This window comes from Streptomyces sp. NPDC056835 (assembly GCF_042789485.1).
Classification (GTDB): domain Bacteria; phylum Actinomycetota; class Actinomycetes; order Streptomycetales; family Streptomycetaceae; genus Streptomyces.
Window position 1 is genome coordinate 20,300 of sequence record NZ_JBHUBB010000009.1, and the last position, 13,765, is coordinate 34,064.

Consider the following 13,765-nt stretch of genomic DNA (forward strand, 5'->3'; position numbering starts at 1 on the left):
GGCTCAGGCTCCCTTCTTGAGGCGTGCGGCGCGCGTGCCACGCGGCACACGCGCCCCGCGCGGCGCCTTCGTCGTACGCGTACGGTCGCGCAGCCCGTCGCCGAGCAGATTGACGCCGACCACCAGCAGGGCGATGACCAGCCCCGGCAGGGTGACCAGCCACCAGGAGGTGGTGATGTAGTCCTGGCCGTCGGAGATGATCCGGCCCCAGGTCGCGAACGGCCGCTGAGGCCCCGCGCCGAGGAAGCTCAGCGCGCTCTCCAGCAGGACGGCCTGGGCGAGCAGCAGCAGGACCACGAGGCTCGCCGGGCGGATCACATTGGGGATGACATGCCGGCCGAGGACCGACCAGCCGCGCAGTCCCAGGACCCGGGCGGCGGCGACATACGGTTTCTCCCGTTCCACGAGAACGAGGGAGCGGGTGAGCCGCGCGACCTCGGGCCACTGCGCGACCGCGATCACACAGGTGATGACGGTGACGGACGGACCGAACAGGGCGACCACGAGCAGCAGCATCATCAGCAGGGGCAGCGCGAGCTGGGCCTCCAGCAGCCGGGAGACGACCGTGTCGACCCAGCCGCCGAAGAACCCGGCCGCGGAACCCGCCGCGATACCGATCAGTCCGGAGACGAGGACGGCGAGGATGCCGACCGTCAGCGAGACCTGGCCGCCGTGCAGTACACGGGAGAGCAGATCGCGGCCGAGCTGGTCGGTGCCGAACAGATGCCCGTCACTGAGCGGGGGCAGCCGGCGCCGGGACAGGTCCTGTGCGTCGGCGCCGGGCAGCGGCAGCAGACCCGCGAGGGCGACCGGCAGCACCACGAGCGCGGTACAGACGGCCCCCGCCCATAGTTTGAACCGGGCGCCACGCCGCTGCCGGGTGGCGGTGGCACGGGCGAGATCACGGGCGGTGACGGCGCTCGGCCGGGCGCCGGGGGCAGCCGCGCCGGCGGGCGGGGCGCCCGGGGACGTGGCGGTACGCGGGGCGGTGGTCATGTCTCAGGCCGCCTTTCCGAGGCGCACCCGCGGATCGAGCAGCGGGTAGGCGAGGTCGACGAGGAGTTGGACGAGGATCGCGAGGGTCGCCGTGACCAGCACGGTGGCCTGGATCAGTGGATAGTCCCGGGTCTCCAGCGCACGGACGACGAGCGAGCCGACCCCGGGCCAGCCGAAGACGACCTCGACCACGACCACGCCGTTGAGCAGCGCCGCGAACCGCGTACCGATGGCGGTGAGCAGCGGCACCCCCGAGTTGGCGAGGGCGTAGCGCCAGGTGAGGGCGCGCTCGGAGAAGCCGCGCGAGCGGGCGACGATGAGATACGGGGAGCTGAGTGCCGTGGTCATCTCACGCCGTACCAGCCTTGAGATCAGGGCGAGTTGCAGGATGGCCACGGTGACCGTCGGCAGGACGAGACCGCTCCAGGAGGTGAATCCGGAGGCGGGCAGCACGGGAAGCAGCACGGCGAAGACGGTCAGCAGCATCACGCCGGTCCAGAAGTCCGGCATGGACTGCCCGGTGATGGTGAGTACGTTCGCGCCGAGCTCGCGCTTCGAGTCGGCGCGGCGGGCCATCCACACACCCAGCGGTACGGCCACCACGGCGGTGACGGTGATCGCGGAGACGGCGAGTGTGATGGTGTACGGCATCCGGTCGAGGACCACATCGAGGGCCGGGGCGTGGAAGGAGTAGCTGGTGCCGAGGTCTCCGGTGAACAGATCGCGCAGGAAGATGCCGTACTGCGTGAGCAGCGGCCGGTCCAGGCCGAACTGGGCGCGGATACGCGCGAGATCGGCGGTGGTCGCGGTGGGACCCGCGTAGGCGGCGGCCGGGTCGCCGGGGGCGAGACGTACCAGCAGGAAGACGGTGGTCAGGGTGAGGAAGACGGTGAGCAGGCTCTGGCCGAGCCGTTTGGCGAGATACGTCGGCACGGCTCAGCCCTCCAGCCGTACGGCGGACAGGTCATAGGAGTTGATCGGGAGCAGGGACAGTCCCCTGACGCGCGTTCTGCGGGCGAGCAGAGTCTTGGGCGCGAAGGCCCAGAGGCTGGGCCAGGTGTCCCAGATGGCTTTCTGCACCGCGGCCAGCCGTTCGGCGCGCTCGGCGTCGTCCACCTCGGTGGAGGCGGCGGTGAGCTGCCGCTCCACGCGCGGGATCACGTACCCCATGAAGGCGTCGCGGGTACGTTCCTTCGCCGCCGTGCCCCCGTACATGCCCTGGAGTGTGGTGAGGGCCTGGCCGGTGGGGCTGCCGTAGCCGTTGCCGATGACATCCCAGTCGCCGGCCCGGCCCTGACGCCAGGTGAGGATGTCGCCGCCCGGTTCGAACTGCTGGAGCGAGGCGCGTACACCGACCGTCTTGAGCATGTCCAGGACGGCTTCCATCACGGAGGTGTCGGCGGCGAACTCCCCTGACTCCCAGATGATTTTGATCCGCAGATCCGTGGCGCCCAGCGACCTCAGCAGCGCGCGCGCCCTGCCGGGGTCGTACGCGTACGAGCCGGTGCGTACCGCGCCTTCGAGGGCGAGCGGCACCACACCGCCGGCCTCCTCGGCGGAGCCGTTGAGCACGTCGTTGACCAGGGCGTCGCCGTCGATGGCGTACGTCAGCGCGCGCCGCACCCGGGGGTCGGCGAGCGGAGTGCCCTCGGGCTTGCGGAAGTTGTAGAAGAGCTGGCACATCCGGACGCCGGAGGTCTCCTCGACCTGGACGCCGGGCAGGCCGGTGAGCTGCTCGGCGGAGTCCGGGGTGAGCGTGTCGACGACATCGAGTTCGCCACTGCGCAGCGCGACGACCCGGCTGGACTCCTCCGGTACGAAGCGGACCCGTACGGTCTCGATCCGCGGCCGGACGCCCCAGTACTCGGGATTGCGGCCGAGCGTGTACTCGCCCGCGCCCGCGTTGGCCTTGAGGACGCGGTACGGGCCGGAGCCGAGACCGGTCCGCAGCTCCTCGGGCCGGTTGGCGGCGGCGGGGGTGATGTGGATGTTGGCCATCAGCCGGTCGAGCACCGGCACGGGCTCGCTGGTGTGCAGCAGGAAGGTGCGGGGGCCGGTCTTCTCGACGCTGGGCAGCTCGGGGAAGAGACCGAGCAGGAAGGAACCGTTGACCTTCCCGTACATCCGGAGTGCCGTGGCGACGTCCTCGACGGTGACGGCGCTGCCGTCGGAGTAGCGCACACCGTCGCGCAGCCGCACGGTCCAGGCGGTGGGCCCGGCCATCTCGAACCGGTCGGCGAGGATCAGCTCCGGCTTCATCCCGGGCCCGATACGGGTGAGTGCCTGCCGTACCGCGCGCTGCACGGTGACGGCGGCGTCGAACTGGTTGAGCTTGTTGTCCAGGCTCACCAGGGAGCGGTTCAGACCGAGGGTGAGGGTACCGGGGCCGGGGGCCCCGGTCGGGCCCGCGCAGGCGGCCAGCGGGCCGAGAGCCACGCCCGCGCCACCGGCGGCGCCCCAGCGCAGCAGGGTGCGGCGGCCGAAGCTCTCACGTGCGGGCTCACGTGCGGGCTCGGGCGAGGACTCACGCGGGGGAGCGTCGGGAGGAGCGCTCTGAGGAGTAGGGGTCATCGTCGACCTTCTCGGGTGCTGGGAAGCGACCGGCTCAAGCTGTCGGTGCCGGGCCCGGCGGACGCCGGGGCGTGGTTCCCGGAGTCCGGTCTGTCCGGCAGCTACAGGTGTCGCGCCGCAAAAGGTGGCACGATTGCGCGTTCCGCGCAAGAGGTCTCGCGCACTTCGCGCAACGTATGTCATCATCAGGCACCGAGGCAGCCCGCCCGGGCCGCCCGGAGGAGGTATCCGTGGTCACCAAGCACCGCGACGGGCGTGAACCGTGCCGCGTACTCGCCCTCGCGGACGATCTGTCCGGCGCGGCCGAGACGGCGGCGGCGCTGCGCCTCCCCGGCCGGATCGACCTGGGTCCGGCGCCCGTGGCCCTCCCCGCCGAGGGGGAGGCGCTGGTGCTCGACCTCGACACCCGCCAGCTCCCCGCCGACGAGGCCGCCCGTATCGTGCGCGAGGCCGTGCGCGGCGCCGCCGCCGGCACCGTACTCATCAAGAAGACGGACTCCCTGCTGCGCGGCAACCTCGCCGCCGAGGCCGCCGCGTACGCGGAGGGCGCGGCCGGACTCGTGATCGCCCCCGCCCTGCCGGTGGCCGGGCGTACCGTCCGCGACGGCGTCGTCCAGCTGCGCGGCATCCCGCTGCACATGACCGACGCCTGGCGCGCCGAGTCGCTGCCCGCGCCGCCCTCGGTGGCCGCCGCCCTCGGCGACCTGCGGACGGCTGTCGTACCGCTCGGCGCCGTACGCTCCCCCGGCCGGGAGCTCACCGGCCGGCTCCACGACCTCGTGGCGGCGGGGCTGAGCCCCGTCTGCGACGCGGAGACGGACGCGGACCTGGACGCGGTGATCGCCGCCGCGCTTCCGCTGGGACCGGACGTACGGCTCATGGGAACCGGCGGGCTCGCCGCCGCGCTCGGCCGGGTGCTCGGCGGCGCTGACGTTCCGTCACCGCGCGGGCCGCTTGCCGTGGATCGGCCGCTGCTCGTCGTGGTCGGCACCGCGGAACCCACCGCCGTTGCGCAGATCGCGCAACTCACCGCGGCCGGAGCCCGGCACACCGCACTTCCGGCCGCTCTGCTCGCCGAGCCCGGCCCGCCGCTCTCCTTTCCCGTCGACGCGCACGGCATCACGGTCGTCAGCGTCGACAACTCGCCCGGCATCCTCGCCGGTTCGGCCCGACGCGTGGTGGCGGGGCTCGCCCGTGCCGTCGCCGCCGTGCCCCGCCCCGCCGATCTCGTCCTCACCGGGGGCGAGACCGCGCGGCGTGTCCTGGACGCGCTCGGTGTCACCCGGCTCCACCCGGCGGGTCAGATCCATCACGGAGCCGTGCACTGCCACACCGACGACGGCCGCTCCGTCGTCACCCGCCCCGGAAGCTACGGCGACACCGGGTCCCTGCTGCGGATCGCCCGCGCCCTGCGGCCGGTTCACCACGCCGTACGGGGTGATCACCAGGCCGCACGGGGTGATCAGCCCGCCGTACCGGGCGTGGGGTCCGTCGCGCCCGTCCCCTCACCGTCCGTGTCATCCGTACCGCAAGGAGAAGTCCAGTGAACGCAGCCCCGACGACCGCCCCGGTGGAGGCCCCCGTGCAGACAGAGACGGCCGGTGCGCCGCTCCCGATCATCGCGGTCACCATGGGAGACGGCGCCGGTATCGGCCCTGAGGTGATCGTCCCCGCGCTGCTCCACCCCGACACCGCGCGCCGCTGCCGCCCCGTCGTCATCGGTGATGCCGAACGCCTGCGCCAGGCGGCCCGGATCCTCGGTGTCCCCTGCGAGATCGTCTCCGTCGGGACCCCGGCCGACGCCGTGTTCGGCCCCGGCCGTATCCATGTCATCGACCTCGGACTGCTCCCCGCCGACCTGCCGTGGGGGCGGTTGTCCGCCGTCGCGGGCGACGCCGCGTACCAGTACGTACGGGTCGCCGCCGAGCTCGCCGTGCGCGGTGACGTCCAGGGCATCTGCACCGCCCCGCTCAACAAGGAGGCCCTGCACGCGGGCGGCCATCTCTACCCCGGACACACCGAACTCCTCGCCCATCTCACCGGGGTCGAGGAGGTGTCGATGATGCTGTCCACCCCCAAGGTGAAGGTCATTCATGTCACCACCCACATCGGGCTGATCGACGCCGTACGCCGGATCGAACCCGGACTCGTCGAGCGGACGGTGCGCCGTGGCCACGAGGCGATGGTGCGGGCCGGTGTCGCGAAGCCCGTCATCGGGGTGTGCGGCATCAACCCGCACGCGGGCGAGAACGGCCTGTTCGGCTACGGCGAGGAGGAGGAGAAGATCGTCCCGGCCATCGAGGTGCTGCGCGCCGACGGCATCGACGCCGTCGGACCGCTCCCCGCCGACACCGCCTTCTTCCTCGCCTCGCGCGGCGACTACGACCTGATCGTCGCCATGTACCACGACCAGGGCCACGGCCCCGTCAAGGTCATGGGCATCGAAGCCGGCGTCAACCTCACCGTGGGACTGCCGGTCATCCGCACCTCCGTCGACCACGGCACCGCCTTCGACATCGCGGGAACGGGCCGGGCCGAGGCCGGTAGCATGGTCGAGGCGCTGCGCCAGGCCGCCGAGATGTCCACCACTCCGGCTCGTTGACCACCCGATCGTCCGCACCGGAGGACAGAAGACCTGAGGACTGAAGACTGATGTCTGCGATCGGATCGAAGGCCCGGCGCGATCGAATCGTCCATCTCGCCACGACCACCGGACTGGCCAGTGTGGAGGAGCTGTCCCAGCTGTTCGGGGTGACGGCCTCCACCATCCGGCGCGATCTCGCGAAGCTGACCTCGGACGGACAGCTCGCCCGTACCTACGGCGGTGCCATGGCACTGGCCGCCCACCCCGAGGCGTCGCTGCGCCAGCGCACGGGCGAGGCGTTCGAGGCCAAGCAGGCGATCGCGCGGTGGGCGGCGGCGGAGGTACGCCCCGGGGAGTCGCTGCTGCTGGACGCGGGATCGACCGTCGGCGCGCTCGCGCACGAACTGCGCACGGCGAAGGATGTCACCGTCGCCACCACGGGTCTGACGGCCCTTCAGGAGCTGGCGGACGTCGAGTCGGTCCATGTCGAATGCCTGGGCGGTACGCTGCGCCCGCTGAGCCAGGGGTTCGTGGGACCGCTCACCGAAGCGGCCCTGGAACGGCTCACGTTCGACCGGCTCTTCCTGGGCACGGACGGCGTCTCGCCCGAGTACGGCATCTGCGAGGCCGATCTGCGGCAGACGCGGCTCAAGGAACTCATGGCCCGGCGCGCCGACCGGGTGTACGTCCTGGCCCACGCGGCGAAGCTGGGCCGCCGGCCCTTCCACACCTGGACCCCGCTCCGGCCCGACTGGACGCTGGTCACCGACGACGGAGCGGACCCCCGCGTCGTCGAGGGGCTGCGCGCGCGTGGGGTCACGGTCGTCCTGACGGAAGCGGAGCACACGGACACGCACACGGACACGCACGTGGACGCGGACACACACACGGACACGGCGGGCTGACCCCGACACCCGGTACGGCACAGGGAGGTCCCGCGGAGCGCGCTCCGCGGGACCTCCCCTTTGTGTGTTTTCGCGACGGCGGGCCGTATTCACACTCAATAAGTGCTTCTTTCCGGTTGGTTCGCCGTCCGGGAATACTGCCGGGCCGGAGGGTCGACTTTCCAAGGGGGAGTTACTAGGATGCCCAACAAGTTCTGGTCATCAGTATTGTTTTGGAAACAACCACACGCGTGCCGTCGGTCTATTCATCCGTTGGTAAAGCAATGTTAATTTCCTTTGGAGTGGCGGTACGTATCACTCCGCTGAGCTGGCTCTCATCGACGGCGATGAGTCAACTCGGCAGCGTGTCTACGGGGGAGTAGGAAATCAGTGGGGCCTGGCAGAGGTCTGTACCACAGAAGAAAGCGCGCCATTTCCGGCCACGGATGTCCTGATGTCGTGAGGTGCCCAGTATTCGGCACTTTCATGCGCCTCGGACGCGATTACTGATTCGGGGGGCGGCGGTCGCGTGCGTTTTCAGCTTTTGGGCCCTTTGAGTATTGCCGAGGGTCATGACGTTGTTGTTCTTAAACCGTCCAAACCGTCCAGTCTGCTGGCGGCTCTCCTCATTCATCCCGGATCCGTCGTGTCCACCGGCTATCTGCTGCGCGCCCTGTGGGACGAGGACCAGCCCGCCACGGCCAGGGCCGCGCTCCAGAGCTGTGTCCTCAGACTGCGCCGGATCTTCGCCAAGTACGGAGTCACCCGCAATGTCATCGAGGCGGTGCCCGGTGGCTACCGGATGAACGCCGACGCCGACACGCTCGACCTGGTGCGGTTCCGCGCGCTGGTACGGGCGGCGGACGACGCCGGCGACGCCGAGGGCGAGCTGTACCGGCTCAAGGAGGCGCTTACGCTCTGGCAGGGCCCCCTGCTGGCGAATGTGCCGTCCCCGATGCTGCACCGCGACGAGGTGCCGGGGCTGACCGAGGAGCGGCTGCGTACGCTCGAACGGGCCTGCGACATCGAGCTCGCGCTGGGCCGATGTCGTCAGGTACTGGTCGACCTCTGGGAGGCCGCTCGCCGGCACCCCGGTCGCGAACGGTTCTCCGAACAGCTCATCGAGGCGCTTTACCGCACCGGCCGGCAGTCGGAGGCGCTTTCCGAGTACCGCAGTGTGAAAGGCCGGCTGAAAGAGGAACTGGGCGTCGACCCGGGCCCGTCGCTCCAGCGGCTCGAACTGTCGATCCTGCGCGGCGACGACCTCGGCCCACCGGCGCTGGACCCGGGGCTCGACCGCACGGCGCCGCTGCCCGGCGGCCGTGGCGCGGTGGCTCTCGCGCCGCGCACCGAGCCCCTGGCGATCGCCGCCCCGGCTCCGGCCCCCGCTCCCGTAGCGCCTGTACCGGCCGTACCACTCGCGCCCGTCGTACGTCCGGTGCCGCCGGTGCCGTCCTTCACCGGCCGTACCACCGAGCGGGCGGCGATCACCGCCCGCCTCACCGCGGGATCCCCGGACACCACCGTCGTGGTCCTCTCCGGAGCCCCGGGCATCGGAAAGACGGCGCTGGCGCAGCAAGCCGCCCATGACACCCAGGACAGCTTCCCCGGCGGCGTGTTCATCCTGGCCATGACGCGTGACGACGGTTCCTCCGTCACCCCGGCCGAGGCGCTGGCGCACCTGCCGCCGCCCGGAACCGCCGACGGCGCGACGCTGCTCGTCCTCGACGATGTGACCAGCCCCGACCAGGTCCGTCCACTGCTCCCCGTCATGGCGGGCGGCGCCGCGATCGTCACCAGCAGACGCGGTCTCGCCGGACTGATGGCCACGCACGGCGGCAGTGTCCACCGGCTCTCGACCTTGGAACCGGCGGAGTCCCAGCGACTGCTGGCCGCCGCGCTCGGCGCCGAACGCGTGGGGGCGGAACCGGCCGCCGCCGCGGAACTCGCCCGTATCTGCGGCCACTTCCCGCTCAGCCTGCGGATCGCCGCCGCCCGGCTGCTCACCCGGCCCGGGCTGCGCATCGAGGACTGCGTGGCCTGGCTGGCGGAGGATCTGCCGGCGAGGCTCTCCCTCGCCGACGATCCCCGGCTCTCCGTACCGCAGGTGTTCGGCGGCGCGCTGAGCCGGCTGGAGCCGCGCTGGCGGGAAGCCTTCCACCGGCTCGGCGACCACGAGGGGCTGCTCCTCTCCTCGCACGCGCTCGGTAACTCACCCGAGGCGGAAGAGACGCTGGAGCGGCTGGCGGACGCGGGGCTGCTCGAAGAAGGGCCTCCCGGCCCGTACCGCATCCATCGACTGCTGAAAATCTACGCGCGTCAGCAGGCGCGCGAGAAGCACAACAGCCAGGCGGCGACAGCACGCCACTGACGGGCGACGCCCGAACTCCACCACGATCAGGCCACCTTGACCAAGCATCCAGGGGTGTCATTCTCATGGGCTCAGCCACCTACGAATCCGTTGCCTCGACCTGCCCGCGCATCCGTCGCGACGTGCTGTTCACCGAAACACCGGAGGGAGTGCTCTTCCACAACGCCGACGGCGGATTCCAGCTGACCGCCAAGTCCGCCTACCGGTTCGCCACACTGATCGTCCCGCATCTGACCGGCGAGCACTCGGTCTCCGAGATCTGCCAGGGCCTCGGGGACCAGCAGCGCTCCATGGTCGGCGAGCTGGTGAAGAGCCTGTACGAACGGGACTTCGCCCGGCCGGTCCCGGCGACCGCGGGCGAGGCGCACGACACACCGCCCGACGTGGCCCGGCGTTTCGCCCCCCAGATCGCCTACGTCGACCATTACTCCGACGACGCCGAGCGCCGCTTCCACCGCTTCCGTACGGCACGGGTGGCCGTGCTCGGCGACGACCTCGTGGCCCGCTGGTGCGTCCTCAGCCTGATCCGCAACGGCTGCGCGACCATCGGTCTTCAGCCGGGCCTCGGAGCCGAGAACATCGAGACCATAGAGGCCGAGGCGCGGGAGGCGGCGTCCGACGGCTGCCCCGTGGACCTCCGGCGGATCGAGGCGGACGACCCTCGGGCGCCCCTCGGCTGGGCGGACCTCGCGTCGTACGACCTCGTGGTGGTCACGGGCGGCCCCGCGGCCCCGCGGCGGCTGTTCCCGCTGCTGCGGGCCGGTGTGCCCGAGGACCGTACGCTCCTGCCGGCCTGGTCCTACGGCGAGCACGCCGTGGTGGGACCACTGATGACGTCCGACACGGCCGGCTGCTGGTCCTGCGCGGTGCTGCGGATCGGTTCCCACGACGGGGCCGCGGCCGCCGCCGACATCTGGAGCGCTCTGGCGCTGCCCGGGTCCGTACCGGCCGGTGAGCTCCCGAGCCGCCCCCTGGCGGCGATGATCGGCAATCTGCTCGGCTACGAGATCTTCCGTATCACCACGGGCGCGCTGCCCGCCGAGACCGCGGGCCAACTGATCATCCAGGACATGAAGTCCCTCGATGTCACGGCCGAACCCCTGCTGCCGCACCCGCGCTGCCCGTTCTGTGCCGGGGTGGCGGAGGGCGAGGGCGACGCCCCGGCCGGCGCCGTGGGTCTCCCGGTGGACCTCACGGCGGCCGGGAGCGGCACCCCGCCGATGCCGACGGCCGACACCGCCCGGGAGGCCGACGCCCTGGTGGAGGAGTTGAACCGCCGCTCGGTCCTGGTCCGGCCGCGCGCCGGAGTCTTCGGCCGGTTCGCGGACGAGCCCCTTACACAGATACCGCTCAAGGCGACCCTCGTCGAGTTCGGCACCGGCCACGGCGTCTCGCGCCGTATCGCCGCCTTCGACGTGCACCATGTCGCGGGCGCCCGGCTGCGGGCGCTGAACGCGGCGGCCGGGGTGTACGCGGAGCATGTCGTGCCCACCACCGGTGTTGTGACCGGCCGTCAGGCCGAGGCGGTCGGCACGAGCGTGCGCGCTCTGGAGCCCGCCGCGCTGACCCTCTTCGGCGGTACGGGTACGGATACGGGCACGGCCTCCGGCGGCCGGCGGGTGACGGCCTGGACCCGGGCCGTCTCGCTGCTCACCAAGGAGCGGACGCTCGTACCGGCCGCGGCGGTACGCACCTTCGGCCCGCACAACGCCGACCGGCTGTTCGAGCCGACGCGCGCCGGGACCGGCGCCGGAGCCACCGCGGCGGACGCCGCCGCCGACGGCCTGCTCTCCGCCCTCGCCCATGACGCGCTGTGCCGCACCCTGCGGGGCGGTACGGCGAGCAGGGTGCCGCTGAAGCCACTCGCGGAGGGGGAGGGGGCCGATGCCGAACTCACCTTCCTCATCAGGTCCGCGGCCGTCCTCGACATCGAGGTGGACCTGCTCGACCTGGGCGAGAGCGACCGTTCCGGGGTGCATGTGCTGCTCGCCCGGGGAGCCGGACACTGGGCCGTCGGCAGCGACACCGGCGCACAGCGCGCCGCGGTCGCCGCGCTGCGCGATCTGCTGGGACAGGTGCAGTTGGGCCGGGAGGAGACGGCCGCGCCGTTCGACCTCGGCGACCCGCTGCTCCGTGACCTCGACGCGACGACGATCCACGCCACGGACACCGAGGGAACCGGGGCCGTCGACTCCCGGGCGGTGACCGACTGGTCCGAAGTGCTCGACCGGCTCCGTACGGCGGGACGTGACGCCCTGATGGTGGACACCGGCTCCGCGGACCTGGGCACCGCGGGCATCAGAACCGCCCGTGTGCTCCTCACCACGGAGGCATCCCGTGGGGCCTAGCACACTGGATGTCCGTCCGGCGGAAGGCCTGCTGCGTCAGGCGCTGGGGCGGCTCGCCGGACCCGAGGTGAGCATCGGCGCGCTCGGTACACACGACGCGTTCGCCGCCGAACAGGACGGAGCCGAGCGGGACGCGGCCGGGCAGGAGACGACGGGGCGGGAGACGACCGGGCGGAACGTCACCGCGTACCCCGACACGTCGGTCCCGGTGCGTCTGTACGGCGCGCACGCCGTCATCGGGCCCCTGCCCGGTGCCGACGGCACGCCGGCCCCGGCCTGCTCCCACTGTCTGGCCCGCCGCTGGCAGGCCGTACGGTCCGTGGCACTGCGCGACGCCCTCGAACTGGGCGGGGAGACCCGGGCGGCGGGTGAGTGGCCCTACGCCACACCGTTCGCGGTGGACGCCGTCGCCGCGCTCGTCACCGCGCTGAGCGAGCGGCCACCCGCCCCCGGGGGCCCGTTCCCCGAGATCCGGCTGGTGGACCTGCGGACCCTGACCGTCCGGCACTACCCGCTGGTGCCCGACCCCGAATGCCCGCGCTGCGCCACACCTCGTACCGACACCGCCGAGGACGCCCGGATCACCCTGCGCCCCGCCCCCAAACACCGTCCCGGCTCCTTCCGGCTGCGGCCCATCGAGTCGTACGACATCGACGTCGCCGCGTTCGCCAACCCGGTGTGCGGCGCGCTCGGGCCGTCCGTGGTCCATGACGTCTCCTCCACCTCCACCTCCGCGACCATCGGCTGTTTCTCGATGCGCTCCGGTGAGTATCTGCGCGAGACGTTCTGGGGCGGCCACGCCGACTCCTTCGGCCACAGCAACCGGATCGGTGTGCTCGAAGGCATGGAGCGTTACGCCGGGATGCGGGCGCGCTCCCGGATCACCAGCGTCACCGGAAGCCTCGAACAGTTCGGTGCCGACGCCGTCGATCCCCGTGAAGTGGGCCTGTACGCACCGGACTTCTACCGCGCCAACCCACGGGTCCGCCCGTTCGCGCCCGACCGGGAGATCCCCTGGGTATGGGGCTACTCCCTGCGTGACGAGCAGCCGAGGCTGGTCCCCGAGGTGCTGACGTACTATCACGCGCCCGGCCTGGAGAACCGGTTCGTGCAGGAGAGCTCCAACGGCTGCGCCTCCGGCGGCTGTCTGGAAGAGGCGATCTACTTCGGGCTGATGGAGGTCATCGAGCGCGACGCCTTCCTGCTCGCCTGGTACGGGCAGCAGCCGCTGCCCGAGATCGACCCGGCCACCAGCACCCGTGACTCCACCCGGCACATGGTCGACCGGCTGGCGATGTACGGCTACCGGGCACGGTTCTTCGACACCCGCATCACCTTCCCGGTCCCGGTGGTCACCGCCGTGGCCGAGCGCTTCGACGGCGGCCCCGGCCGGATGTGCTTCGGAGCGGGCGCCGGACTCGACCCCGAGTCCGCGCTCGACTCGGCGCTCTGCGAGATCGCGACCGACGCGGTGAACCTGCGGGACCGTACCGAGCGCGACGGGCCCCGGCTGCGCGCCATGGCCGCGGACTTCGACCGGGTGACGGCGCTGCACGACCATCCCCTGGTGTACGGCGTCCCGGAGATGGGCGAGCACGCCGGCTTCCTGCTGGACCCCGACAGCCCGCACCGTCGCGGGGCGGCCCCCGAACCGCCGCGCGCCGTAAGCGAGTCGCGCTGGCCGGACCCCTCCGGCGCGATGGCCGCCGAGGACCTTCGCGAGGATCTGCGGCGCTGCGTCGACGCGGTGACCGGAGCCGGCTTCGACGTGGTGGTGGTCGACCAGACCATGCCCGAGCAGCGCACGCTCGGGCTCCACACCGTCAGTGTGCTCGTCCCGGGGCTGCTGCCGATCGACTTCGGCTGGTCCCGGCAGCGCGCCCGCACCATGCCCCGACTGCGCACCGCCCTGCGTCTGGCGGGACTGCGCGACCACGACCTGGGGCCGGACGACATCAACCCGGCCCCGCATCCCTTCCCGTAATCCACCGTCCAGCACAGCACCGTCCAG

9 protein-coding genes are annotated in these 13,765 nt (G+C 72.0%); 6 read left to right on the top strand and 3 right to left on the bottom strand.

Annotated features, from left to right (window positions below):
* Window positions 1-3: 3 nt before the first annotated feature.
* From ACFRMN_RS12270 to ACFRMN_RS12280, 3 genes are read right to left on the bottom strand one after another with little or no spacing between them, the layout of a single operon-like run.
* A complete protein-coding gene (locus ACFRMN_RS12270) occupies window positions 4-996 on the bottom strand; it encodes an ABC transporter permease (RefSeq protein WP_383017315.1) in 993 nt (330 codons plus the stop codon).
* A gap of 3 nt (window positions 997-999) precedes the next feature.
* Window positions 1,000-1,929, bottom strand: coding sequence for an ABC transporter permease (locus tag ACFRMN_RS12275; protein WP_383017318.1), 930 nt, complete (start codon window positions 1,927-1,929; stop codon window positions 1,000-1,002).
* Between the two features lie 3 nt (window positions 1,930-1,932).
* A complete protein-coding gene (locus ACFRMN_RS12280; RefSeq protein WP_383017321.1) occupies window positions 1,933-3,567 on the bottom strand; it encodes an ABC transporter substrate-binding protein in 1,635 nt (544 codons plus the stop codon).
* Between the two features lie 230 nt (window positions 3,568-3,797).
* Here ACFRMN_RS12280 and ACFRMN_RS12285 point away from each other — a divergent pair, with 230 nt between their 5' ends.
* From ACFRMN_RS12285 to ACFRMN_RS12310, 6 genes are all read left to right on the top strand, one after another.
* A complete protein-coding gene (locus ACFRMN_RS12285) occupies window positions 3,798-5,114 on the top strand; it encodes a four-carbon acid sugar kinase family protein (protein ID WP_383017324.1) in 1,317 nt (438 codons plus the stop codon).
* Window positions 5,111-6,169: a 4-hydroxythreonine-4-phosphate dehydrogenase PdxA gene (gene pdxA, locus ACFRMN_RS12290; RefSeq protein WP_383017327.1), complete on the top strand. Its 1,059-nt coding sequence runs from the start codon at window positions 5,111-5,113 to the stop codon at window positions 6,167-6,169. The genes ACFRMN_RS12285 and pdxA overlap by 4 nt, the downstream gene beginning before the upstream one ends.
* A 50-nt stretch (window positions 6,170-6,219) precedes the next feature.
* Complete coding sequence (locus tag ACFRMN_RS12295; RefSeq protein ID WP_383017330.1) at window positions 6,220-7,056, top strand: DeoR/GlpR family DNA-binding transcription regulator; 837 nt, start codon at window positions 6,220-6,222, stop codon at window positions 7,054-7,056.
* Between the two features lie 508 nt (window positions 7,057-7,564).
* A complete protein-coding gene (locus ACFRMN_RS12300; protein WP_383017333.1) occupies window positions 7,565-9,406 on the top strand; it encodes a BTAD domain-containing putative transcriptional regulator in 1,842 nt (613 codons plus the stop codon).
* 65 nt (window positions 9,407-9,471) lie between these two features.
* Window positions 9,472-11,754: a TOMM precursor leader peptide-binding protein gene (locus ACFRMN_RS12305; RefSeq protein WP_383017336.1), complete on the top strand. Its 2,283-nt coding sequence runs from the start codon at window positions 9,472-9,474 to the stop codon at window positions 11,752-11,754.
* Window positions 11,744-13,738 carry a TOMM precursor leader peptide-binding protein gene (locus tag ACFRMN_RS12310; protein WP_383017339.1) on the top strand — a complete coding sequence of 665 codons (1,995 nt, stop codon included), beginning with the start codon at window positions 11,744-11,746 and terminating at the stop codon, window positions 13,736-13,738. The genes ACFRMN_RS12305 and ACFRMN_RS12310 overlap by 11 nt, the downstream gene beginning before the upstream one ends.
* Window positions 13,739-13,765: the final 27 nt, after the last annotated feature.